The 24073-nt window shown below is 70.4% G+C and carries 24 protein-coding genes; 13 read left to right on the top strand and 11 right to left on the bottom strand.

Annotated features, from left to right (window positions below):
• Nucleotides 1-129: 129 nt before the first annotated feature.
• Both OGL88_RS04140 and OGL88_RS04135 read right to left on the bottom strand, forming a co-directional pair.
• The gene (locus OGL88_RS04140) at nucleotides 130-1194 is read right to left on the bottom strand and encodes a BMP family lipoprotein (protein WP_205462722.1); all 1065 of its coding nucleotides are present in this window, start codon (nucleotides 1192-1194) and stop codon (nucleotides 130-132) included.
• Between the two features lie 198 nt (nucleotides 1195-1392).
• Complete coding sequence (locus tag OGL88_RS04135; RefSeq protein ID WP_263089911.1) at nucleotides 1393-2508, bottom strand: mannose-1-phosphate guanylyltransferase; 1116 nt, start codon at nucleotides 2506-2508, stop codon at nucleotides 1393-1395.
• 157 nt (nucleotides 2509-2665) lie between these two features.
• Between OGL88_RS04135 and OGL88_RS04130 the strand changes: the two genes are divergently transcribed.
• From OGL88_RS04130 to OGL88_RS04105, 6 genes are all read left to right on the top strand, one after another.
• Nucleotides 2666-3901, top strand: coding sequence for a glycosyltransferase family 4 protein (locus tag OGL88_RS04130; protein WP_263089909.1), 1236 nt, complete (start codon nucleotides 2666-2668; stop codon nucleotides 3899-3901).
• Nucleotides 3902-3979: 78 nt separating this feature from the next.
• Complete coding sequence (gene sdhC, locus OGL88_RS04125) at nucleotides 3980-4429, top strand: succinate dehydrogenase, cytochrome b556 subunit (RefSeq protein WP_123292180.1); 450 nt, start codon at nucleotides 3980-3982, stop codon at nucleotides 4427-4429.
• Nucleotides 4430-4440: 11 nt separating this feature from the next.
• Nucleotides 4441-4887 carry a succinate dehydrogenase, hydrophobic membrane anchor protein gene (gene sdhD, locus OGL88_RS04120; protein WP_111086628.1) on the top strand — a complete coding sequence of 149 codons (447 nt, stop codon included), beginning with the start codon at nucleotides 4441-4443 and terminating at the stop codon, nucleotides 4885-4887.
• 49 nt (nucleotides 4888-4936) lie between these two features.
• Entirely contained in the window at nucleotides 4937-6730 is a 1794-nt protein-coding gene (sdhA, locus tag OGL88_RS04115; RefSeq protein ID WP_263089905.1) for a succinate dehydrogenase flavoprotein subunit, read from the top strand.
• A 1-nt stretch (nucleotide 6731) separates the two neighbouring features.
• Nucleotides 6732-7502, top strand: a complete 771-nt coding sequence (locus OGL88_RS04110; protein WP_263089903.1) for a succinate dehydrogenase iron-sulfur subunit — start codon at nucleotides 6732-6734, stop codon at nucleotides 7500-7502.
• A 52-nt stretch (nucleotides 7503-7554) separates the two neighbouring features.
• Nucleotides 7555-8199 carry a TNT domain-containing protein gene (locus tag OGL88_RS04105; RefSeq protein WP_263089901.1) on the top strand — a complete coding sequence of 215 codons (645 nt, stop codon included), beginning with the start codon at nucleotides 7555-7557 and terminating at the stop codon, nucleotides 8197-8199.
• A 70-nt stretch (nucleotides 8200-8269) separates the two neighbouring features.
• Here OGL88_RS04105 and OGL88_RS04100 read toward each other — a convergent pair whose 3' ends face one another.
• The 5 genes from OGL88_RS04100 to OGL88_RS04080 all read right to left on the bottom strand — a co-directional run bounded on the left by OGL88_RS04100 (nucleotide 8270) and on the right by OGL88_RS04080 (nucleotide 12591).
• The gene (locus OGL88_RS04100) at nucleotides 8270-9025 is read right to left on the bottom strand and encodes a DUF805 domain-containing protein (protein ID WP_263089899.1); all 756 of its coding nucleotides are present in this window, start codon (nucleotides 9023-9025) and stop codon (nucleotides 8270-8272) included.
• Nucleotides 9022-9600 carry a DUF805 domain-containing protein gene (locus OGL88_RS04095; RefSeq protein ID WP_263089897.1) on the bottom strand — a complete coding sequence of 193 codons (579 nt, stop codon included), beginning with the start codon at nucleotides 9598-9600 and terminating at the stop codon, nucleotides 9022-9024. Before OGL88_RS04095 ends, OGL88_RS04100 begins: the two co-directional genes overlap by 4 nt.
• Nucleotides 9601-9670: 70 nt before the next feature.
• The gene (locus OGL88_RS04090; RefSeq protein WP_263089895.1) at nucleotides 9671-10195 is read right to left on the bottom strand and encodes a DUF805 domain-containing protein; all 525 of its coding nucleotides are present in this window, start codon (nucleotides 10193-10195) and stop codon (nucleotides 9671-9673) included.
• A 120-nt stretch (nucleotides 10196-10315) separates the two neighbouring features.
• Complete coding sequence (locus tag OGL88_RS04085; RefSeq protein WP_263089893.1) at nucleotides 10316-11248, bottom strand: NADP-dependent oxidoreductase; 933 nt, start codon at nucleotides 11246-11248, stop codon at nucleotides 10316-10318.
• Between the two features lie 74 nt (nucleotides 11249-11322).
• A complete protein-coding gene (locus OGL88_RS04080; protein WP_263089891.1) occupies nucleotides 11323-12591 on the bottom strand; it encodes an ice-binding family protein in 1269 nt (422 codons plus the stop codon).
• A 186-nt stretch (nucleotides 12592-12777) separates the two neighbouring features.
• On the opposite strand from OGL88_RS04080, the gene OGL88_RS04075 reads away from it, so the two are divergent.
• Nucleotides 12778-13737 carry a diacylglycerol/lipid kinase family protein gene (locus OGL88_RS04075; RefSeq protein WP_263089889.1) on the top strand — a complete coding sequence of 320 codons (960 nt, stop codon included), beginning with the start codon at nucleotides 12778-12780 and terminating at the stop codon, nucleotides 13735-13737.
• 72 nt (nucleotides 13738-13809) lie between these two features.
• On the opposite strand, the gene OGL88_RS04070 is transcribed toward OGL88_RS04075, so the two are convergent.
• The 4 genes from OGL88_RS04070 to ptsP all read right to left on the bottom strand — a co-directional run bounded on the left by OGL88_RS04070 (nucleotide 13810) and on the right by ptsP (nucleotide 18748).
• Nucleotides 13810-14976, bottom strand: coding sequence for a mannitol-1-phosphate 5-dehydrogenase (locus OGL88_RS04070; protein ID WP_263089886.1), 1167 nt, complete (start codon nucleotides 14974-14976; stop codon nucleotides 13810-13812).
• Entirely contained in the window at nucleotides 14973-15410 is a 438-nt protein-coding gene (locus tag OGL88_RS04065) for a PTS sugar transporter subunit IIA (RefSeq protein ID WP_123313772.1), read from the bottom strand. Before OGL88_RS04065 ends, OGL88_RS04070 begins: the two co-directional genes overlap by 4 nt.
• A 90-nt stretch (nucleotides 15411-15500) precedes the next feature.
• Entirely contained in the window at nucleotides 15501-17030 is a 1530-nt protein-coding gene (locus tag OGL88_RS04060) for a PTS mannitol transporter subunit IICB (protein ID WP_240347356.1), read from the bottom strand.
• A gap of 62 nt (nucleotides 17031-17092) precedes the next feature.
• Entirely contained in the window at nucleotides 17093-18748 is a 1656-nt protein-coding gene (gene ptsP, locus OGL88_RS04055) for a phosphoenolpyruvate--protein phosphotransferase (RefSeq protein WP_263089883.1), read from the bottom strand.
• 252 nt (nucleotides 18749-19000) lie between these two features.
• Here ptsP and OGL88_RS04050 point away from each other — a divergent pair, with 252 nt between their 5' ends.
• From OGL88_RS04050 to ribD, 6 genes are all read left to right on the top strand, one after another.
• On the top strand, nucleotides 19001-19771 hold the full coding sequence (locus tag OGL88_RS04050; protein WP_111086639.1) for a DeoR/GlpR family DNA-binding transcription regulator: 771 nt from the start codon (nucleotides 19001-19003) through the stop codon (nucleotides 19769-19771).
• Between the two features lie 69 nt (nucleotides 19772-19840).
• Entirely contained in the window at nucleotides 19841-20113 is a 273-nt protein-coding gene (locus tag OGL88_RS04045; RefSeq protein ID WP_111086640.1) for an HPr family phosphocarrier protein, read from the top strand.
• Nucleotides 20114-20372: 259 nt separating this feature from the next.
• Entirely contained in the window at nucleotides 20373-21215 is an 843-nt protein-coding gene (locus OGL88_RS04040; RefSeq protein ID WP_123292347.1) for an exodeoxyribonuclease III, read from the top strand.
• 42 nt (nucleotides 21216-21257) lie between these two features.
• Complete coding sequence (gene trpS / locus OGL88_RS04035; RefSeq protein WP_263089880.1) at nucleotides 21258-22268, top strand: tryptophan--tRNA ligase; 1011 nt, start codon at nucleotides 21258-21260, stop codon at nucleotides 22266-22268.
• A 2-nt stretch (nucleotides 22269-22270) separates the two neighbouring features.
• Nucleotides 22271-22828 (top strand): GNAT family N-acetyltransferase, encoded by a 558-nt coding sequence (locus tag OGL88_RS04030; protein ID WP_263089878.1) that lies wholly within the window; start codon nucleotides 22271-22273, stop codon nucleotides 22826-22828.
• 120 nt (nucleotides 22829-22948) lie between these two features.
• A complete protein-coding gene (gene ribD, locus OGL88_RS04025) occupies nucleotides 22949-24073 on the top strand; it encodes a bifunctional diaminohydroxyphosphoribosylaminopyrimidine deaminase/5-amino-6-(5-phosphoribosylamino)uracil reductase RibD (RefSeq protein ID WP_263089957.1) in 1125 nt (374 codons plus the stop codon).

The raw sequence follows: 24073 nt of genomic DNA, 5'->3' as shown, positions 1-24073 counted from the left end.
GCGCACGGTCTCGAGTGCGCCACGCGGGCGCACGGTCTCGCGTGCGCCACGCGGGCGCACGGTCTCGCGTGCACCGCTCGGGCGCACGAGAACGCGGGCGAGGGAAGCCCCTCGCCCGCGTTCGTCGGGTCAGGACTGGGTCTTGACCTTGATCGAGCCGTCGATGATGCCGGCCTTGATGTCGTCCAGTTCGCCCTGCAGGCCCTTGTCGACCTTGGACTCGTAGTCGTGGAACGGCGCGATGCCGACGCCCTCGTTCTCGAGCGTGCCCACGTACGGGGTCTTCGAGAACTTCTTGTCGGCCGCCTGCTCGACGACGTCCTTCACGGCCGGCCGCATGCCCTTCTCGACCGAGGTGAACGCGATGTCCTTGTAGCGCGGGTCGGCCTCGTAGAGGTCGCTGTCCGCACCGATGAGGACGGAGCCGTTGTCGGCGTCCTTGATCGCCTCGGCCGCCGACTGGTAGATCGGGCCACCGACGGGCAGGATCACGTCGGCGTCCTGGTCGAGGAGCGTCTGCGCGACCGACTTGGCCTGCGTGCCGGCCTCGAAGCCACCGGTGAAGGAGCCCTTGCCGGTGTCGACGTTCCAGCCGACGACCTTGACGTCCTTGTCCTTCTGCTCGTTGTAGTACTTCACGCCGTCCGCGAAGCCGTCCATGAAGATGGTGACGGTCGGGATCTGCATGCCACCGAAGGTGCCGACGACGCCGGTCTTCGAGTAGGACGCCGCTGCGTAGCCGGCGAGGAACGCGGCCTGCGAGGTGTCGAACGTGATCGGCTTGACGTTCTTCGCGTCGATCGAGCTGTCGTCGATGATCGCGAATTCGGTGTCGGGGTTCGCCGCGGCCTGCTTCTTCGTGGCGTCGGCGAGGTTGAAGCCGACGGTCACGACGAGGTTGCAGTTCTGGCCGATGAGCTGCTGGATGTTCGAGTCGTAGACGGTGGCGTCCTTCGACTCGGCTTCCTTGTAGGTGGCACCGAGGTCCTTGGCGGCGTCCTTCATGCCCTCGTAGCCGAGCTGGTTGAACGACTTGTCGTCGAAGCCACCGGCGTCGGAGACCATGCAGGGGCGGAAGTCGGTCTTCTTGGCGGTCGTCGTGTCGGACGGCGCCGAGGCGCAGCCTGCGAGGACGGCGGCGGTGCCGAGGAGCGCGAAGCCGCTGAGGACGACGCGTCGGGTACGAGATGTCACGGGTGGGTTCCTCCGGGGAGCGTGCCCGGACCACGTGCGTTCCGGGCGATCGTGGCGACAGTACACGACCGCCCGGCCGGTACAGGACCCGTTCTGAGCACCGGAAGGATCAGTTACGGGATCGCGACCGCGCCGAAACGCGCCCGTAACGCGGGGTCACGTTCGGACCCCCAGTTCGAGGGGTTTGTCGGTGGAGCGCTACAGGACGTCGCCGCGGCCGCTGATCTTGAGCGCATCCACGACACCCTTGACCCGCTGCGCGTTCGCGCTGGTGGTCACGAGGAGCGCGTCGGGGGTGTCCACGACGACGATGTCCTCGACCCCGATGAGCGAGATGAGCCGCTGGCTGTGCGAGATCACGATGCCGCTCGACGAGTCGGCCAGGATCCGGGCGCCGTCACCGAGCACGGCGAGGTTGTTCGGGCGACCGCCGGACTGCAGCTTGGCGAGCGAGGCGAAGTCGCCGACGTCGTCCCAGTCGAAGTCGCCGGGGACGACGGCCATGCGTCCGGCAGCAGCAGCGGGCTCGGCGACGGTGTAGTCGATCGCGATCTTCTCGAGCGTGGGCCACACCGCGTCGACGACCGCGCCGCGGGCCGAGGTGTCCCAGGCGTCCGCGAGTTCGTTGATGCCGGCGAGCAGCGTCGGGTTGTTCCGGCCGATCTCCTCGAGCAGGACGTCGGCGCGGGCGATGAACATGCCCGCGTTCCACAGGTACGTGCCCTGTTCGACGTACGAGCGTGCGGTGTCCAGATCGGGCTTCTCGACGAACGACCGGACGGCGTGCGCGGTCGGTGCGCCCTCGATGTCCAGGGTGTCGCCGTGCGCGTGGATGTACCCGAAGCCGATAGCGGGCTCGGTCGGCGTGATGCCGATGGTGGTGACGTACCCGGCACGGGCGACGGCGACAGCCTCGCGCACGGAACGGCGGAAGCCGCGGGCGTCGCCGATGACGTGGTCGGCGGCGAAGGAGCCGATGACGACGTCGGGTTCGCGGCGCACGAGGATCGCTGCGGCGAGGCCGATGGCCGCCGTGGAGTCCTTCGGCTCGCTCTCGAGCACCACGTTGTGGTCCTCGACCCCCGGCAGTTGCGACTCGACGGCGACGCGGTGCGCCCGTCCGGTCACGACCATGATCCGCTGCTCGCCCGCGAGCGGGGCGAGCCGGTCCCAGGTCTGCCGGAGCAGCGAGGCACCGGAGCCCGTCAGGTCGTGCAGGAACTTGGGTGCGTCCGCGCGCGACAGCGGCCACAGGCGCGATCCGATGCCCCCTGCGGGGATGATCGCGTAGAAGTCTTCGAGAGCGTCAGCCACGCGCTCACCGTACCGGTCCTGCCGCGCGGATCCTGGGTGGTCTCCGCACGATTTCCCGCATGCGGGCTCCCGCACGTCGTTGTTCACCCGTCGCCTCCGCCCCGTTCACGTCGTCAGCCCCGCGGGGTCACGTGGCGCCCGGAGCATGGGCAACACCATGAGCGCACGCAGCGTGGAGCGCGGCACGTCCCCCCGGACCGTCGCCGTCGTGACCGAGAGCTTCCTGCCCACCCTCAACGGCGTGACCACCAGCGTCCTGGCGGTCCTCGACCACCTGGAACGACGTGGTCACCGCGCGGTCGTGATCGCACCGGACACCCCGGGGCTCGCGCAGTTCCGGTCGCGCAGCAGTGTCGAGCGCTACCGCTCCTTCGACGTGCACCGGATCCCCGCCGTCGCGTACCGGCAGTTCCCGGTCGCGCTCCCCCACCCCGTCCTCGACACGATCCTCGCCGCCTCCGGCGCCGACGTGCTCCACGCCGCGAGTCCGTTCCTGTTGGGTGGGCGCGCGATCACGGCAGCCGGGAGGCTCGGCATCCCCTCCGCCGCCGTCTTCCAGACCGACGTGGCCGGTTTCGCCCGCCGCAACGGCTTGACGGCGACCGTCCCGTTGGTCCGCAGGATCCTCGGCCGCATCCACGCCGGCGCCTCGCTGACGCTCGCGCCGTCGAGCGCCACGGCCGCGATGCTCGCCGAGGACGGGGTCCCCCGCGTCGCACGCTGGGGACGCGGGGTCGACACCCAGCTCTTCCACCCGGCCCGGCGGGAGTCCGCCCACGTCCGGGCGCTCCGACGCCGGATCGCACCGCACGGCGAGACGATCGTCGGCTACGTCGGGCGGCTGGCCCCGGAGAAGGAGGTCGAACGGCTCGCCGAGCTCGGCGGGATCCCCGGCATCCGCGTCGTCGTCGCCGGCGGCGGGCCGTCCCGGGCGCTGCTCGAGCGACGACTGCGGCACCTCGACGTCACCTTCACCGGACCGCTCCGCGGCGACGCCCTCGCCGACGCGTACGCCTCGCTCGACCTCTTCGTGCACACCGGTCCGGCCGAGACCTTCGGGCAGACCCTCCAGGAAGCGCACGCCTCGGGGCTCCCGGTGATCGCACCGGCGTCGGGTGGTCCGCTCGACCTCGTCGCTCCCGGACTCGACGGCGAGCTCTACGACACCGACGCACCGCAGGCCCTGCGACAGGCGGTCCTGCGGCTCCACCACGACCGTGCACTCGCGGAACGGATGGGATCGGCGGGCCGTCTCCGGGTCGAGGGCACCACGTGGGAAGCCGTCGGCGACCAGCTCCTCGAGCACCACGACACGGCCAGGAACATCGGCGCGCCGCCCGTGAGTCGGGGCCTGCGGGCCGGTCGGGACGAGAAGGTCAGCGCCCGCGCATAGGATGGGTCGTGTTCCACACGAACACGAACGGCAAGGGCTCGCCGATCGGGCGAGCCCGTCCTATGGAAGGACGAGCTCATGGCTGAGCCCACCGGCGGCGGTACGGCGACCGCCGTCCCCGAAGTCACGATCGAGGCGCCCCGCGCCTCTCGGAAACTCGAGGGCACGCTGTACCGCGGATCGACCGGCATGTGGTCGTGGGTCCTGCACCGGATCACCGGTGTCGCGATCTACTTCTTCCTGCTCGTGCACATCCTCGACACGGCACTGGTGCGCCTCTCACCCGAGGCGTACAACGCGGTCATCGGCACGTACAAGACCCCGATCATGAACCTCGGCGAGATCGCCCTGGTGATGGCCATCGTGTTCCACGCGTTCAACGGGCTCCGGATCATCCTCGTCGACTTCTGGTCCAAGGGACCGAAGTACCAGCGGGCCATGTTCTGGGTCGTCATCGTCCTGTGGGCGATCGCGATCGCGGGCTTCCTGCCCCGCCAGCTCATGAACCTCTTCGCGGACTTCAACTAGAGGGGCACCTGATGACCACGCAGATCGTCGAACCTCCCCGTTCCGCCTCGGCCGCCCGCCGCTCCACCAACTGGGAGAAGTGGGGCTGGATCTACATGCGCGGCTCGGGCGTCCTGCTCGTCGTGCTGATCTTCGGCCACCTCTTCGTCAACATGGTGGCGGGCGAGGGCGTCAAGCAGATCGACTTCGCCTTCGTCGCCGGCAAGTGGGCCAACCCGTTCTGGCAGGTGTGGGACTCCCTCATGCTCGTCCTCGCGCTGATCCACGGCTCGAACGGCATGCGCACGATCGTCAACGACTACGTGTCGAAGCCGGGCATCCGGAAGACGCTCCTCGCCGCGATCCTCATCGCGTGCGTCGTGCTGATCGTCCTCGGCCTGCTCGTCTGCTGGACGTTCGACCCGTGCCCCGCCGGCGCAGCCGCCGCGGACCTGCCCTCTTTCTGCCCGGCGCAGTAGCACCATCCCCGCTGCCGACCGCCTTCCCACCGTCTACGGAAAGACCCCTGTGACCGAGACCACCGTGCACCACCACCAGTTCGACATCGTCATCATCGGCGCAGGAGGCGCGGGCATGCGTGCCGCGATCGAGGCCGGCCCGAAGGCGAAGACGGCCGTCATCTCGAAGCTCTACCCGACCCGCTCGCACACCGGTGCGGCGCAGGGCGGGATGGCCGCGGCCCTCGCGAACGTCGAAGAGGACTCGTGGGAGTGGCACACCTTCGACACGATCAAGGGCGGCGACTACCTGGTCGACCAGGACGCCGCCGAGATCCTGGCGAAGGAGGCCATCGACGCCGTCATCGACCTCGAGAACATGGGCCTGCCGTTCAACCGCACGCCCGAGGGCAAGATCGACCAGCGTCGCTTCGGCGGCCACACCCGCGATCACGGCAAGTCGCCGGTCCGCCGAGCCTGCTACGCGGCCGACCGCACCGGCCACATGATCCTGCAGACGCTGTTCCAGAACTGCGTCAAGCTCGGCGTCGAGTTCTACAACGAGTTCTACGCGCTCGACCTCATCATGGTCGACGTCATGGGCGAGGACGGCGTCACGCGCAAGCAGCCGGCCGGCGTCGTCGCGTTCGAGCTGGCCACGGGTGAGCTGCACGTCTTCCACGCCAAGGCGATGATCTTCGCGACCGGCGGCTTCGGCAAGATGTACAAGACCACGTCGAACGCGCACACCCTGACCGGCGACGGCGTCGGCATCGTGTGGCGCACGGGCCTGCCGCTCGAGGACATGGAGTTCTTCCAGTTCCACCCGACCGGGCTCGCCGGCCTCGGCATCCTGCTGACCGAGGGTGCTCGCGGCGAGGGTGCGATCCTGCGCAACGCGTCGGGTGAGCGCTTCATGGAGCGCTACGCCCCCACCATCAAGGACCTCGCCCCGCGCGACATCGTCGCCCGGTGCATGGTGCAAGAGGTGGCAGAGGGCCGCGGCGCCGGCCCGAACAAGGACTACGTCCTGCTCGACTGCACGCACCTCGGTGCCGAGGTCCTCGAGACCAAGCTCCCGGACATCACGGAGTTCGCCCGCACCTACCTCGGCGTCGACCCCGTCGTCGAGCCGGTGCCGGTGATGCCGACCGCGCACTACGCGATGGGTGGCATCCCGACGAACACCGACGCAGAGGTGCTCTACGACAACACCACCGTCGTGCCCGGCCTCTACGCCGCCGGCGAGTGCGCGTGCGTCTCGGTGCACGGCTCGAACCGTCTCGGCACGAACTCGCTCCTCGACATCAACGTCTTCGGCAAGCGCTCGGGCAACAACGCTGCCGAGTGGGTCAAGACCGCCGAGTTCCTCCCGCTGCCCGAAGACCCTGCCGCCGGCGTCCGGGCCATGCTCGACCAGCTGCGCGCCTCGACCGGCACCGAGCGCATCGCCGTCCTGCGCAAGGAGCTGCAGGACGAGATGGACAAGAACGCCCAGGTGTTCCGCACCGACGAGTCCCTCGCCCGCGTCACCGAGACCATCCACACGCTCCGGAACCGCTTCATGCAGGTCTCGGTGCAGGACAAGGGCAAGCGGTTCAACACCGACCTGCTCGAGGCCGTGGAGCTCGGGTTCCTGCTCGACCTGGCCGAGGTGGTCGTCTACTCGGCCCGCAACCGCAAGGAGAGCCGCGGCGGCCACATGCGCGACGACTACCCGAAGCGCGACGACGAGAACTACATGCAGCACACGATGGCGTACCTGACGGGCGACCCGCACTCGTCACTCGCCGACGACCACATCACGCTGGACTGGAAGCCGGTCGTCGTGACCCGGTACCAGCCGATGGAGAGGAAGTACTGAGATGACCGACACCCTGGTCTCCGACGCACCCCGCACCGACACCACCGACGCGCCTCCCGGGTCCTTCTCCGTCACGCTCATCATCCGGCGCTTCGACCCGGACCTCGACGACGAGCCGCGCTGGCAGGACTTCGACGTCATGATGCTGCCGACCGACCGCATCCTCGACGCCCTGCACAAGATCAAGTGGGACCAGGACGGCTCCCTGACGTTCCGACGCTCCTGCGCACACGGTGTCTGCGGCTCGGACGCGATGCGCATCAACGGCCGGAACCGCCTGGCGTGCAAGACCCTGATCAAGGACCTCGACGTCTCGAAGCCGATCTACGTCGAGGCGATCAAGGGCCTGCCGCTCGAGAAGGACCTCGTCGTCGACATGGAACCCTTCTTCAAGTCCTTCCGCGAGGTCCAGCCGTTCCTGCAGCCGAAGACGGCACCCACCCCGGGCAAGGAGCGCATCCAGTCCGTGGCCGACCGCGCACGCTTCGACGACACCACGAAGTGCATCCTCTGCGCCGCGTGCACCTCGTCGTGCCCGGTGTTCTGGACCGACGGGCAGTACTTCGGCCCGGCCGCGATCGTGAACGCGCACCGCTTCATCTTCGACTCGCGTGACGATGCCGCCGAGGTCCGCCTCGACATCCTCAACGACAAGGAAGGGGTCTGGCGCTGCCGCACCACCTTCAACTGCACCGACGCCTGCCCCCGTGGCATCCAGGTGACGAAGGCGATCTCCGAGGTCAAGCAGGCCGTCATGCGGGGCCGCGCCTGACACTCGGGGTCGTCCAAGACTCGACATCGACTCCACCGATAGGCTCCGCTCCATGACGTTCGCGGCCACCCGCCCCATCCTCGACCAGCTCGGCTACACGATCCGCTACGTGCAGCTCCCCGGTGAGACCCTGCACGAGCCGCCGGTCGAGGGCGCGCTCCGCGTGGTCCCGGCCGAGGCGTCCGACGAGTTCGCGCTCGAGGTCGTCGACTACGGCACGGCCCGTCGCCTCGCCACCGCGCGCGGCGAGGATGACGCGGTCGAGATGCTCCGTCGGTTCCTGAACCGACCGTTCCCGGCTCCGCGCGACATCGCCCGGCACGAGCTCGACGGCCTCCGTGACCGTGCGGCGTCGACGTACCCGCAGCTGGCGCAGCAGGTGTCACAGGCCGGCGAACAGGGGCTGACCATCCAGATCCCCGCGGGCGTCCCCGTCGACCGCATCGGTGGTCCGGACGGCTACCTGCTGCACCCGCTCGACACCCCGCTGCCGAGCCGGTCGCTGCCGCCGCACGTCGCCGGTGTCCCGGAGACCCACCGCTACCTGGTCGAGCGCCCGTTCATGGTGAACGTCCGCTTCGTGCAGCCGTGGTTCGAGCAGCCGGGCGGCGCGCTCCGCTTCCAGATCGCCGACCCCACGGTCACCGTGCGCGACCTCGTCGTCGACGGTGTACTGGCTCGACTCCGCGTGGTCTGACACCTCGCACGACGCAGATCGGCCCGCACCGCGCATTCGCGCAGTGCGGGCCGATCGCCGTTGTGCGGCGTTACGCCTGGTCGGGACGGTCGTACTGCGCACCGGCCGGGTTCGGCGGCAGGCAGCCGAACACGATCGCGGCGATGCCGACGAACATCCCGATGAGCCAGAGCGGACCGGCGAGGTTCGCGTCGTGCACGCGGCGCCACCCCAGTGCGATGTTCGGGATGAGGGTCGCGAGCCACCAGAGGCCGTACAGGACGAGCAGGATGAAGATCCAGGCCGGGGGCGAGCCCTCGCTGTGCGTGTAGCCGTACTCGTCGGTGGTGGACGTCGAGGCGCTCCACGAGATGATGCCGGCGATGAACCCGCCGTACAGAACGAGGGTCACGATAGCGTTCGCCAGGATCCAGTACCAGTACTCACTGCGGCTGGCGCGCCCGTCGAACCTGGCGTACTTCTTGAAGAAGCGCGTGAAGGCGTCGAGGAAGCCGGCACCGTAGAAGGGTGCCCACAGCGGCGGCGCTCCGTCCGGCCCGACCGGGATCGGCGGACCGGCCTGCGGGTACGGGTCGGCGTACTGCTGGCCGTACCCGGGCTGCTGGCCGTACCCGGGCTGCTGGCCGTACCCGGGCTGCTGCCCGTACCCGGGCTGCTGCCCGTACCCGGGCTGCTGCCCGTACGGACCAGGCTGCTGGCCGTACGGACCGGGCTGCTGGCCGTACCCGGGCTGCTGGCCGTACCCCGGCTGCTGCTGCCCAGCATCAGGTTGCCCCGACGGCTGGTCGCCGCCGGGCTGGCCCCACTGCGGTGTGTCGTTGCTCATCGAGCGCCGGTGGGTCGGTCGTAGCGCTCTCCCTGCGGGTTCGAGGGCAGCAGGCCGAACACGATGCCGACGATGCCGACGAAGATCGCGATGATCCACAGGGCACCGGGCAGGTTGGCGTCGTGCAGGCGTCGCCAGCCGAGGGCGAGCGTCGGGATGATGATCGCGAGACCCCAGAGCAGCGCGAGGATGCCGGCGACCACGAAGAGCGCAGACGGGCTGGTCACCGTCGACTGCACGCTCGCCGAGGTGTCCGTCGACATCGACACCGTCGAGCGCTCCGAGGTGGCGAAACCGATGGCGTACAGGATGCCGAGCACGATGCCGACGATCGCGTTCGCCAGGTACCACCACCAGAACTCGCTGCGGCTCGCACGGCCGCTGAAGGTCGCGTACTTCTTGAAGAAGCGTCCGACGGCCTTGCCGAAGGAGATCCCGTACCAGGGGGCCCAGATCGGCGGCTCGCCGTTCGGTCCGGTCGCCGGCTGCTGGCCGTACTGTGGCGTTCCGTTGTACGGGTTCGGCTGGCCGCCCGGCTGCTGGCCGGACGGGTTCTGCGGGTACTGGTCACTCACGGTGTCCCCCTCGATCGTTGGCTGGTAGTCGGGTCCGAGTCAACCAGAACCGTCGCGAGGCCGCCGCTCGTCACCCACGGTGGGGTTCGTCGTACCGCTGCCCCTGCGGGTTCGAGCCCATCAGACCGACGATCAGCGAGAACAGCACGCCGAGCGGCGGGATGATGAAGAGGAAGGCGAAGTACCCGCTCAGGTTCACGTCGTGCAGTCGTCGCACCGTCAGCGCGATGAAACCGAGGGCGCAGGCCAGGGCCCACAACCCACTCATACCGTTCGACGCGTCGTCGAAGAACGGCAGCACGTCGAAGAACCCGCCGACGATGCCGGTGGCCGCCGAGCCGATCATGTACCAGAGGGCCCAGAACCAGAACTCCGACTGGCTCGCGCGGCCGTCGAACCGGACGTACTTCTTCCAGAACCGCGGGAACGCCTGCACGAACGGGATCCCGTACCAGGGTGCCCACAGCGGGGGCTGGCGCTGACCGGTCGGCTGCTGGCCGTACGGTCCGGGCTGCTGGCCGTACGGTCCGGGCTGCTGGCCGTACGGTCCGGGCTGCTGGCCGTACGGGTTGTGCGGCGGGTACTGGTCACTCACTGGTTCGTTCCTTCCGGGGCCGACTGCGATCACCGTCGAGTCTGGCAGCGGCAGCGACCGGACGCGTCCCCCCAGCGGAGGACAGCACAGCAACAGCGCTCCGACAGCGCTCCGACCAGGTCAGGGCAGCAGTGCCAGCTTGCCGCCGGGGTGCCCGGACTCCAGCAACTCCGCGGCCGCCTTCGCCTCGGCGAGCGGGAACGTCCGCGCCACCGGGACCTCGAGCTGTCCGGCCCCGGCCAGGTCGATCAGTCGCTGCCGGACCGAGTCGCGGAACGCCTTGCTCGCGGGCTGCGCCCCACCGACGGCGGCGAACCCCGCCTCGGTGGCACGCGCCGGCGCGGCGATCGTGACGATCCGGTCGCGATCCGCGACCAGCGCGAGCGAGACGTCGACGGCCTCGTCGGTGCCCACGCAGTCCAGCGCCACGTCGATGCCGGAGGGTGCGAGCGACCGGACCCGTGCCTCCAGGCCGTCGCCGTACGCGACCCACTCGCCACCGAAGCGTCGCACGACGGCCGCACCGTGCTCGGAGGCGGTGCCGATGACGCGCGCGCCGAGCAGGCGGAGCTGCTGCAGCAGGCTGACGCCGACGGCTCCGGAGGCGCCGTGCACCAGCACGGTGTCGCGCCCCGCGGCACGGGTGACGCGCAGCATGTCCGCGGCGGTGGTACCCGCGAGCAACAGGTTCGCCGCCTCGGGGAAGCCGAGCCCGACGGGCTTCGCGAAGACGTCCGCTGCCGGGACGGCGAGGGACGACGTCCAACCGCCGGCGACCCGGAACGCCAGGACCTCGTCGCCGACCGCTCCCCCGCCGGACGCGATGGTGGTGTCCGGTCCGACCGCGGTGAGCACGCCGGCGACCTCGTAGCCGACGGGCACCGGCAGGTCGGCCGGATCGCCCTGCCGCGTGTGCTTCGTGTCGGCGGGGTTCACGCCGGCGGCGCGGACCGCGATGGTGACCTCGCCGGGTCCGGGTGCGGCGACCTCGGTGTCCACGAACTCGAGGACTTCGCTGCCACCGAACCGCGGTGCCACCCAGTGCTTCGTCATGCGGCCGACGCTACGCCCCGAGCCACCGACGCCGTCAGTACCCGAATGACTGACGGCGCCGGCTCTCTCACCCGTCAGCGATCCTCCAACGGGAGTCGACGTCGTGTACGGGAGGTTCGTGCACGGAGCACCATCACGGCGATGCCGCCGAGCAGCATCACGCCGGCCGCGGTGAGCGGGATCGTCGGATCGCTGCCGGTGAAGGCCAGTTCGGTCGTGCCGCCGCCGTTGTCGCCGCCGACCACCGGGACCGCGGGAGCCGTCGAGGCGGGACCGGTGGGCACCGGGGCCGAAGCGGTCGGCGTCGGCGTCGCGGTGGGCGCCGGCGCGCGGACGGTCACGACGTAGGTCTCGGTGTCCGGCGGTGCGGTGCCGTTGTCGACCGTGATCGTCACCGTCGTGGTGCCGGGCGTGGTCGGTGTGCCGGAGATGACGCCCGTGTCCGGGTTGATCGTGAGTCCGGGCGGCAGGGTTCCGCCGTCGGAGTACGTGGGTGCCGGGTTGCCGGTCGCGGTGACGGGGAACGAGTACGGCGTGCCGGCGGTGGCGTCGGTCGGGGTGCCCGAGGTGATCGTCGGCGCGACGCTCTCGGACGGCGTTCCGGCAGCCGGGCAGTTCGTCGGCCGGGTGATGGTGTTGTCGTCGAGCGTGACCGCTGCGTTCCGGGCGAGCAGTCGGCCGACGACCGTCGCACCCGTCGTGGCGGTCACGGACTGGTCGGCGAGGACGGTGCCCTGGAACTGTGCGGCACTGCCGATGGTCGCGGAGCTGCCGACCTGCCAGAACACGTTGCACGAACTGGCGCCACCGGTGATGACGATCCTGGTGCCGGACCCGATCGTCAGGGTCGACGCGGCCTGGAACACCCAGACCGAGTCCGCGCTGCCGGCCAGGGTCAGCTGGCCGGTGTTCGCGAGCTGCAGCGTGTCACCGTTGTAGACGCCCGGGCTGAGGCTGAGCCCGTTGAGCTCCTGGAGCCCGGTCTGCGTCGGCGTCAGCGAAGCCGCCACGTTGTACGCGGTCGTGGTGTCCGACTGGGCCTGCGCGGCCGCGGCGTCGGTCTGGTGGACGGTGCCGTTCACGGTCCCGTTGCCGGTGCCGCCGAAGCCGGTGATCGAGGTACCGGGCGAGACGCCGAGGTCACCGTTGACCACGGTCGGCCCGGTGTTCGTCACGGTCTGCGCGCCGAGGACGCCGTAGCTCGCCGCGGTCCCGAGACCGACAGGGCCGTCGATGATGGTGGCGGCGGACGCGGCCGAGGAGGCGCCGAGGGCAAGCGCCGCGGCGAGCCCGAGCCCGGTGCTGGCGACGATGAGCGGACGGAGGATGAGGGTTCTGGCCACGACGGCCCCTGCCTGTGATGGCGAAGTGCCGAAAGAGCGTCGGAGACACCCGGCGTTCACCGTTTCCCGAGTGTGTCCGCATCGCATGTGTTCCGGGATCCTGACTCCCAGGTTCACCCGGATCAGCCGATACCGGACAGAACCGGTCCGTCCTGGTCGACGACGGCCGTTCGGTATCGTCCTCTCATGCCGCGCGCCGCGATCGTCGTCAATCCCGTCAAGGTCGACCTGCGGGTCCTCCGCAACACCGTCACGGCAGAGGAGGCGCGGAACGGCTGGGGTCCCACGACGTGGTTCGAGACCGCGGCGTCCGACGACGGCCGCGCCGCCGCGCTCGATGCGCTCGCCACCGCGCCGGACGTCGTCCTCGTCGTGGGCGGCGACGGCACGCTGCGGGTCGCGGCCGAGGTGCTGCACGGCTCCGGCGTGCCACTGGCCGTGCTCCCCGTCGGCACCGGGAACCTGTACGCCCGGAACCTGCGCATCCCGCTGAACGACGTCGCCGGCTCGGTCCGAGCCGCCTTCAGCGGGACCGATCGGCCGGTCGACCTCGCGTTCGCCGAGCTCACCGACCCGCAGGGCACGACGACGCGCCACGCCTTCCTGGTGATGGCGGGCATCGGCCTCGACGCGAACATGGCGGCCAACACCAACGCACGGCTCAAGAAGCGGTTCGGCTGGCTCGCGTACTCCGACCCGATCATGCGGTCCGTGATCGGCAACCGGCAGATCGACCTGCGGTACCGACTCGACGACGGTGACACCCGGACGATGCGGGCGCACACCGTCATCGTCGGGAACTGCGGCACCCTGACCGCCGGCGTCCTGCTACTGCCCGCCGCGAAGCCGGACGACGGGGTGCTCGACGCGGTCGCGTTCCGCCCCGGTCGGACGGTCGGCTGGGCCGGCGTCGGCTACGGCCTGTCGCTGAACCGCTTCTTCCACCGGACCGGGTTCGGCCGGTTCCTGTCGTGGCTCATCCCGGCCACCCGGACGCTGCGGTACACGAGCGCACGGGTCCTCGACCTCGAGTTGGACCAGCCCGAGCAGGTCCAGCTCGACGGCGACCCGTTCGGAACCGTGGTGGCGGTGCGGCTGACGGTGGACCACGGCGGACTCACCATCAGGGTGGGGCCGTCGCGGTGACCACGTCATGACGGGAGGCCCGGTGCCAGCTGGCACCGGGCCTCCCGTCATCACTGGGCCGTGTCGAGAGCGTCAGCCGCGCGCGGTACGCACGCGATCTGCGAACGCCGCGTGCAGCGGGTGCTCCGCGGCGAGGCCGGTGATCTGCGTCACCACGTCGGCATCGGACGCGTCCGAGGCCAGGAGCGCCTGCAGCTCGACGCTCTGCTCGTCGTCGGCGACGTCGAAGCGGAGCGCCGCGCCCATCGCGTCGAGCAGCGCGGTCGGCTCGGTGCCGTCCTCGGCCAGCGCCGCGGCGGGCGAGACGAAGCGCTCGTCGCGCGACAGCTTGCGGAGCGGCTGCCGGCCGACGCGTGTCACCGTGTCGGGCAGGTGGGGGTTCTCGAACCGGGCGATGATCGCCTGGACGTATGCGCGGTGCACCTCGGGGTCCAGTTCGTGGCGGCGGACGAGCAGGTCGCTCGTCTCGGCGAGGACGGACTCGAGCTCGGAGCGCACGGCGGGGATCGCGATGGCGTCGGAGATCTTGTCGGCCCCGGCGACGAAGCCGTGGTACGCGACGGTGGCGTGCCCGGTGTTCACCGTGAAGAGCTTCCGCTCGATCGAGGCAGCGAGGCCGTCGACGTAGTGCGCGCCGGGGATCTCCGGCTCGTCGCCGCCGAACGGCGTGCGGTCGATGGCCCACTCGAAGTAGGTCTCGACGGTGACGTCGAGGCCGGCGCCCTCGGGCTGGGCCGGCACGATGCGGTCGACGGCGGTGTTCGCGAACACGGCCTTCGCGAGCGCCGCGTCACGGCCGTCGGCCGGGAGCGCGTCGACGATGAACTCGCGCAGACGGTCCGTGGCGTTCAGGGCGTTCTCGCACGCCATCACGGCGATGGGCGCCGCGTCCGCGTCGCGCTGCTGGAGCGCTCGCGCGATCACCGGGGCGATGAACTTCAGGACGTTCGGGCCCACCGCGCAGGTGACGATCGCGGCAGCGGCGATCTCGGCGACGACGCCGTCCTCGTCCTGCGCGCTGTTCAGGGCGCGGAAGTTCGTGACCTCGTGGTCCTCGGCGCCGGTGCCGACCTCGTGCACGGTGTACGAGTCGGCGGCGGCGAGGGCGTCGATGAGCGGCGCGGCGACGTCGGCGAAGACGACCTCGTAGCCCGCTTCGTGCAGGAGCAGGCCGACGAAGCCGCGGCCGATGTTGCCGGCACCGAAGTGGACGGCGGTGCCCCGGTCGGTGGTGCTCACTCGTTGACCTCGCCGAGGATCGACAGGATCGCGCTGGTGTCGGCCGCGTCGGTGAGCTTCTGGACCTCGTCCTCGTCGGAGAACACGATCGCGATCTTGGACAGGATGTCGAGGTGCTCGTTGTTCACGCCGGCGATGCCGACGACGAAACGCACGGGGTTGCCGTCCCAGTCGATCGGGCTGGCGTAGCGGATGAACGACAGCGCAGAGGACTTGATGGCGTCCTTCGCGTCGTTCGTGCCGTGCGGGATGGCGAGGAAGTTGCCCATGTAGGTGGACACGCTCTTCTCACGCTCGAGCATCGCCGGGTAGTAGTCCGAGGTGACCGCGCCCGCAGCCTCGAGGATCTCGGCCGCTTCCTTCATCGCCTCCGACTTGGTCGGCGCGGTGTCCTCGGTGTGGATCCGGATCTGGCTCTCCTGCAGGACGGGCATCGTGGTTCTCCTTGGTGTTCGAGGTCGTGTCGGAGGGGACGGGGGTGTCCCCGTCCCCTCCGATACTGCACTTCGTTACTGGTGGTGGCGTTACTGGTTCTTGAGCTGCTCGACGACCTGGTCGTACTGCGGCGCGTTCATGAAGTTGCCGACCGACACGTGCTGCGCGTTCGGGTTCTTCTGCTTGGCGCGGTCCGTCAGCTCTTCCTGCGTGATGATCAGGTCCTCGTCACCGGAGAGGTTCGCGATCGCCTTGTTGGAGACCGTGACCCCCTCGATGCCCGCCTTCTTGATCTTGTTGCGCAGGACGCTGGCGCCCATCGCACTCGAGCCCATACCGGCGTCGCAGGCGAAGACCAGGTTCTGGACCCTCGTTGCAGTGGCGGTGGTGCCCGACGCGGCGGCCTCTTCGGTGCTGGCCGGGGCGTTGCCGCCGAGCAGGCCGGCGGTCGCCGAGTTGACGTCGCGGCCCTTGTTCGCCTGGAGCTTCGCCATCGCGGCGCTCATGTCCCCGTCGTTGCCCATCTCGCGGTCACGCTTGCGGGTGGCGAGGAGGAAGAACGACGCGACCGCGAACGTGACTGCCGCGGACAGGACGACCGACAGGGTGACGCCGAGGAAACTGTCCCGCGGCGTGTTCAGGAACACCGCGAAGATCGATCCGGGGGACGCAGGTGCCGTCAGGCCGGAGTTGAAGATGACGTTCGTCAGCACGCCCGTGCCGCCACCGAGGATGACCGCGATGAACATGACCGGCTTCTGCAGCACGTACGGGAAGTAGATCTCGTGGATGCCGCCGAAGAACTGGATGATGATCGCGCCGGGGGCGGTCGAACGGGCGATGCCGACACCGAAGATGGTGAACGCCAGCAGCAGGCCGAGGCCGGGGCCGGGGTTCGCCTCGAGCAGGAACAGGATCGACTTGCCCGACTCCTTGACCTGGTCCACGCCGAGCTGGTCGAGCACGCCGTGGTTGATCGCGTTGTTGAGGAAGAACACCTTCGCCGGCTCGATGAACACGCTCGCGAGCGGGAGCAGGGAGTGGTTGATCAGGAACTCGACAGCTGCACCGAGTGCGGTCGCGATCCCGGTGAAGACCTTCGACAGCCAGAAGAACCCGGCCAGGAACAACCCGAACCCGAGGATGCCAGCGGCGTAGTTGTTGACGAGCATCTCGAAGCCCGGCTTGATCTTGCCGTCCCACAGACGGTCCAGCTGCTTGATGATGTACGCACCGAGCGGCCCGCAGATCATCGCACCGAGGATCATCGTCGAGTCGGACCCGAGGATGACGCCCATCGAGAAGATCGACCCGACGACGGCACCGCGGGTCTCGTAGACCATCCGGCCACCCTGGATCGCGATCGCGAGCGGGATGAGGTAGGTCAGGATCGGGCCGACGACACCGACGACGCTGCCGTCGCGGGATCCACCGAGCGCGGCGACCGGCGTCCAGCCGTCCGGGATGAAGAAGGCCGTGATGATGCCCCACGCGATGAAGATCGCGATGTTGGGCATGACCATGCCGGAGAGGAACGTGCCGAACTTCTGAACGGCGACGCGTGCGCCGCCCCGCGACTTCGCGGGTGCGTCGGGCGCTGCAACGGACGACGTTGTCATGTGCGGTGACTTTCTGTGTGGTGGGACTGCTGCGGTGTGAAGGGGTGGTGGTGCTGGGTGGATCAGACGGCGTGCGCGGCCGCTGCGGCGGACTTCGCGGCCGCCGCCGTGGACGCGGCGAGTGCCGCCTGGGCCATCTCGCGGGCCTGTTCGAGCGTGTGCTGACCGAGTTCGGCGCGCACGTCGGCCAGGGCCGCGGGGGTCATGGAGAGGGTGGTGGCGCCGAGGCCGACGAGCACGACGGCGAGCAGCGGGTCGGCGGCGGCCTCACCGCAGATGCCGACGGGCTTGCCCGCGTCGGCACCGGCCGCACCGAGCTGCGCGACGAGGCGCAGGACGGCGGGGTGCCACGGGTCCTGGTACGACGCGACGGTGCCGAGCATGCGGTCGGCGGCCATCGTGTACTGGGTCAGGTCGTTCGTGCCGATCGACACGAAGTCCGCGTTCTGGAACACCTGTTCGGCCATCAGTGCGAGCGACGGCACCTCGGCCATGACGCCGGCGGTGCGGATGCCGAGCTCGCGGGCCAGGGTGACGAAGTACTCGGTCTCCTCGGCGTCGGCGACCATCGGGGCCATCACCCAGAGGTCGGCCTCGGTCGCGGCGTCCGCCTGGGCCAGTGCGACGAGCTGGTCGCGCAGCACCTCGGGGTGGTTGCGCAGCGCACGGAGTCCGCGACGACCGAGCGCCGGGTTCTCCTCGTCCTTGTCGGTGAGGAACGGCAGCGGCTTGTCGGCGCCGGCGTCGAGCGCACGGACGACGACCTTCTTGCCCGGGAACGCGGCGAGGAGCTGACGGTAGGACTCGGCCTGCTCGTCGACGGTCGGCGCCTTCGGCGAGTCGAGGAAGAGGAACTCGGTGCGGAAGAGCCCCACGCCCTCCGCACCGAGAGCAACGGCACCCGCGGCGTCGGCGGGGCTGCCGAGGTTCGCGAGCAGGGGCACGACGTGACCGTCGGCCAGGGCACCGGCGGTGAGCGGTGCTGCGGCCGCGGCGAGCCGGTCGGCGATGCGCTGCTCGACCTCGGCCACGAGCGACTCGGACGGCTCGGTGACGACCGTGCCGGCGACGGCGTCGACGACGATCGACTGACCGTCGACCAGGTCGTCGGCTCCGGTGACGCCGACGATCGCGGTGATGCCCTTGGCGCGAGCGAGGATCGCGGTGTGCGAGGTCGGTCCGCCGTCGCGGGTGACCAGCGCGAGGACCTTGTCGAGGTCCAGCAGAGCGGTGTCGGCCGGAGCGAGGTCACGGGCGACGAGGACGAACGGGGTGTCCGACTCGGGGACACCGGGGGCGTGCACGCCGCGGAGCTTCGCGATGATGCGCTGGGCGACGTCGTCGAGGTCGGCTGCGCGCTCCCCCATGTAGCCGCCCATGCCGACGAGCAGGTCGCGGAACTGGGCGAACGCCTCGTACACGGCGCGCTCGGCGTTGGTGCCGCCGTCGATGCGCGTGTGCACGTCGTCGAGCAGGGTCGGGTCCTGCGCCATGAGCGCCTGCGCCTCGAGCACGGCCTGGGCGTCGCCGCCGGCGAGCTGTCCGCGCTTGTTGAGGTCCTCGGCCACCGCGGCCAGTGCGTCGTGCACGGCCTGCTTCGCGTCGTCCGCCGAACCGGTCAGGGCGTCCTTCGACGGTTCGCCGAGCGGGTCCGCCATGCGGAGCACGGGGCCGTGGGCGACGCCACGACCGACGCCGGTGCCGAGCAGTTCGGACATTCGAGACTCCTTCATCTCACACGCGCTTGCGGTGGGGTGTTCGTTCGGTGCGCGCACGGCTGAGACGGGACCTCGCCGGTGCGGCTGAGCAGCACACTACCCCGATCCGCGTTGACAAACAAACACATCCGGGGATAAAAATGCAGAAACAGATGCCCGTTTGCGTCTGGCGGCCAGCCGCTTCGGCTCGGTTCCGTCAGGTTCGTGCCCGGTCATGTCCGTTCCGTTCCGACCAGGAGACGACGAGGTCCGATGTACGCACCAGAACGCCACCAGCGCATCGTCGAGCAGGCGCGCGCGCAGGGGCGGGTCGACGTCAAGGACCTCGCCGAGCTGCTCGAGGTCACTCCAGAGACCATCCGCCGCGACCTGACGAGCCTGGAGCGCCGCGGGTTGGTCCGACGCGCCCACGGCGGCGCGATCCCGGTCGAGCGCATCACGATCCACCCCGGCGTCGGCGACCGCGGCGGCATCAACCAGGCCGAGAAGATGGTCATCGCCGAGGCCGCGCTCGAGGAGCTGCCGGAGAACGGCTCGATCATGATCGACGCCGGCACCTCCACCATCTGCCTCGCCGAGATGCTGCCGACCGACCGCGGACTCACCGTCGTCACGCACTCGCTCCCCGTCGCGATGGCCGTCGCGAACCGCCCGGGCATCGACCTGCACCTGCTCGGCGGCAACATCCGCAGCGACTCCCTGGCCGGCGTCGGAACGTGGACACACCAGCTCATCGGCATGGTGAGCGTCGACGTCGCCTTCGTGAGCATCAACGGGATCACGCCGGAGCGCGGCCTGACGACCCACAACATGGCCGAGGCCGCCGTGAAGTCGGCGATGATCAAGTCCGCCCGCCGGAGCATCCTGCTCGCCGACCACACCAAGTTCGGCCGCGAGGAGTTCGGCCGCGTCGCACCCCTCGCCGCCATCGACACGATCATCACCGACCCCGCCGTCAACCTCGACCTGGTCCGCGAGGTCGAGGCCGCCGGCACCGAGGTGTTCTGGCCCGGTCGACCCTGACCGCTCGCCCGACCCGCCCATCCGGCGCTCGCTAGCATGAGCGCACCACCCATCGACAGGAGTACATCGATGTCCGAAGCCACCCGCACCGTGACCGTCGCCAGCGCGTCCGGCCTGCACGCGCGCCCCGCGTCCCTCTTCGTCCAGACCGTGACGGCCTCCGGCCACCAGGTCACGATCGCCAAGGGCGACAAGTCCGGCAACGCCGGCAGCATCCTCGCCCTGCTCGGCCTGGGCATCGAGAACGGCGACGAGGTCAGCCTCACCGTGACCGGCGACGACGCCGAGACCACCGCCGACAGCCTGGTCGAGTTCCTGCAGACGGACCACGACGCGGCCTGATCGCGCGGATCCGACGGACGGGAGGCACGGTGCCAGCTGGCACCGTGCCTCCCGTCCGTCGTGCGGCGGCCCGTACTGCTGCTGCCGGGCCCGCTCCGTCCGTCCCGCCGTCCGGCTCCCGCCGGGGTTCCGAAATCTCGTCATCTCGGCGTCGCGCGCGTCGGTCTGTCGAACCTCGGCGAACGGCACGCGGCGCGTCGTGGAACCTCGACCCGGTGCGGTCCGCAGGCTGTCGGCGCCCGCCGATAAGGTGGTCGGCATGACACGCCTGCGCCTCGCATCCGTCAACGTGAACGGCGTCCGCGCCGCCTTCCGCAAGGGCATGGGCGACTGGCTCGCCACCCGCGACGTCGACGTGCTCGCCCTGCAGGAAGTCCGTGCGTCGAGCGAGGACCTGGCCGGTCTGCTCGGCGACGAGTGGGACATCGTGCACGACCCGGCGACCGCCAAGGGCCGGGCCGGCGTCGCGATCGCCTCGCGACACTCCGCCCAGATCCACCGCGTCGCCCTCGGACCGGACGAGTTCGACTCCGCCGGCCGCTGGCTCGAGGCCGACTACGAGATCGGCGGCACCACGGTCACGGTCGTGTCCACCTACGTCCACTCGGGCGAGGTCGACACCCCCAAGCAGGACGAGAAGTGGAAGTTCCTCGACGCCATGACCGAGCGGCTGCCCGCCCTCCGCGCGCACAACCCGCTCGCCGTCGTCGTCGGTGACCTCAACGTCGGGCACGACCAGCGCGACATCAAGAACTGGAAGGGCAACGTCAAGCGAGCGGGCTTCCTGCCGCGCGAGCGTGCCTACTTCTCGCGCTTCTTCGGTGCCGACGGCGAACCGGTCGAGGGCGCCGACGGCTCGACGGGCCCGGGGCTCGGCTGGGTGGACGTCGGTCGTGCGCAGGCCGGCGACGTCGAGGGGCCGTACACGTGGTGGTCCTGGCGCGGCCAGGCGTTCGACAACGACACCGGCTGGCGCATCGACTACCAGATGGCCACGCCGGACCTCGCGGCGAAGGTCACGGAGTACACGGTCGACCGCGCCGCGGCGTACGACCAGCGATGGTCCGACCACGCTCCCGTGGTCGTCGACTACGAACTCTGATCCCCACTCCTTGCGCTCCACCTGACCCACAGGAACACCACCATGACCAAGACCCGCATCTTCTCGGGCATCCAGCCGTCCGCCGGCTCGCTGCACCTCGGCAACTACGTCGGGGCGCTCATGCAGTGGCGCGACCTGCAGGACGACTTCGACGCCATCTACTGCGTCGTCGACATGCACGCGATCACCTCGCCGCAGGACCCGGCCGAGCTCCGCGCGAGCACCCGGGCGACGGCCGCGCAGTACATCGCGTCGGGCATCGATCCGACGAAGTCGACGCTGTTCGTGCAGTCGCACGTGCCAGCCCACGCCGAGCTCGCCTGGGTGCTCAACACCCTCACCGGGTTCGGTGAGGCGAGCCGGATGACCCAGTTCAAGGACAAGTCGGCGCGGCAGGGGTCCGAGGCCGCGTCGGTCGGGCTCTTCACGTACCCGGTCCTGATGGCCGCCGACATCCTGCTGTACGACACCAAGGTCGTACCGGTCGGAGACGACCAGCGCCAGCACGTCGAGCTCACCCGCGACCTCGCCGGACGCTTCAACTCGCGGTTCGGCGACACGTTCGTCGTGCCCGAGGCCCGCATCGGCACCGAGACGGCGCGCATCTACGACCTGCAGGACCCGACGAGCAAGATGAGCAAGTCGGCGGCGTCCGACAGCGGCCTGATCCGGCTGCTCGACGACCCGAAGCGCACCGCGAAGAAGATCAAGTCGGCCGTCACCGACGACGAGCGCGAGATCCGCTCCGACCGGCAGGCGAAGCCGGGTGTGACGAACCTGCTCGCGATCCTGTCCGCCTTCAGCCGGACCCCCGTCGCCGAACTCGAGGCATCGTTCGCGGGCAAGGGCTACGGGGACCTCAAGGGCGCGGTCGCCGACGCCGTCGTCGCCGAGCTCGAGCCGGTCCGCACCCGCACGCTCGAGCTGCTCGACGACCCAGCGGAACTCGACCGGCTGCTCGCCGTCGGCGCGGACCGTGCCGAGTCCATCGCGCGGGAGACCCTGGCGCGCGTGTACGACCGGATCGGGTTCGTCCCGCGCTCGCGCGGCTGATCGTGCTGCCGGTCACGCTGGAGTCCGCCCGGGTCCGACTCGACGTCCCGACCCGGGCGGACACCGCGGCGATCACCGACGCCTGCCAGGACCCGGACATCGTCCGCTGGACGACGATCCCCACGCCGTACCGCGAACAGGACGCACGGACCTTCGTCGACGCCCTGGTCGGTCCTGGCTGGGCGTCGGACCGCGAGTACACCTGGGCGATCCGTCGCAGTGGGTCCTCCTGGCTCGAGGGGATCATCGGGTACCGCACGGCCGGCCGCGACCTGGGGTTCTGGCTGGCGCCCTCGGCCCGCGGCGCCGGCTTGATGCACGATGCGGTCGAGCTCGTCGTCGACTGGGCCGTCGCCGACGGGGCTCCGGACGTCTACTGGGAGTGCTACGAGGGGAACACAGCGTCGGCCGCGGTCGCCCGCAACGCCGGGTTCTCGTTCACCGGCGTCGGGCCCGCCCGGATCCCCGGACGCGACGGCGGCCCGACGACCGCCTGGACCGCCCTGCGCCGTGCCGACGGCACGCCCGCATCGGACCTCTCGTGGCCCGACGCTCCGTGACGCAACGCCCCGTGACCCGGTCCCGCATGACGCCGCGTTCCCGACGATGACGCGTCACCGATCCACCGCCGGTAGGCTCGATCCGTGAGCGACACGGCACTACCCACCGAGGTCCGGGCGATGCGCCGCGGGCTCGAGCTCGCGGCCCTCGGGCCCGTCGTGGGCGACCACGCACGGGTCGGCGCGGTGATCCTCTCCCCCGCTGGCGACGTCCTCGCCGAGGGGTGGCACAAGGGTGCAGGAACCCCGCACGCCGAGGTCGACGCGATGGCGAAGGTCGATCCGGCACAGCTGCGCGGCGCGACGGCCGTCGTCACCCTCGAACCCTGCAACCACACCGGCCGCACCGGCCCCTGCGCCGTCGCCCTGATCGAGGCCGGGGTCGCCCGTGTCGTGTACGCGATCGACGATCCGGGCGCGGACGTGCACGGCGGTGCCGACCGCCTCCGCGCCGCCGGGGTCGACGTCGTGTCCGGTGTGCTCGCCGACGAGGCCGAGGCGTTCCTCGAACGGTGGCTCCTGTCGGTCCGCCTCGGACGCCCGTGGGTGACCGTGAAGTGGGCCTCGAGCCTGGACGGCCGCGCCGCGGCTGCCGACGGGACGAGCAAGTGGATCACCGGCGCCGCAGCCCGGCAGCACGTCCACGAGCAGCGTGCCGCGCACGACGCGATCCTGGTCGGCACCGGCACCGTGCTCGCCGACGACCCGAGCCTGACCGCTCGAGGTGACGCGGGCGAACTCCTCGCCGACCAGCCGCTCGCGGTCGTGCTCGGTGACCGCGCCGTCCCCGACGACGCCGCGGTCCGGCGACACCCCCGCGGGCTCGTGACGCTGCCGGGGCACGACCTCGCCGCCTCGCTCGCCGCCCTGCGTGGGCACGGCGTGCACTCGGTGTTCGTCGAGGGCGGCCCCACCGTCGCGTCCGCGCTCATCGCCGCCGGGCTCGTCGACGAGTACCTCGTGTACGTCGCCCCGGTCCTGCTCGGCGGGCCCCGGTTCGCCCTCGACGACCTCGGGGTGGGAAGCATGTCCGGGCGTCGGCGGTTGGACGTACTATCGACCACCAGCCTGGGCCCTGACCTGCTGGTCCGAGCCCGACCGCAGCGCAGCGCGACAGCGCAGCCGCAGACAGCGCCACTACAAACAGCGCCACAACAGACAGCGCAGCCGCAGACACCGCAGCAGCACGACGCAGCACCCGGGTTCGGAGACGACGGGCCCACGAACGACCGGAGCACCCCATGA

Origin of the sequence: Curtobacterium sp. RIT-PI-V (genome assembly GCF_025642935.1) — a bacterium.
Classification (GTDB): domain Bacteria; phylum Actinomycetota; class Actinomycetes; order Actinomycetales; family Microbacteriaceae; genus Curtobacterium.
This window is presented reverse-complemented; position numbering and strand designations above follow the sequence as displayed.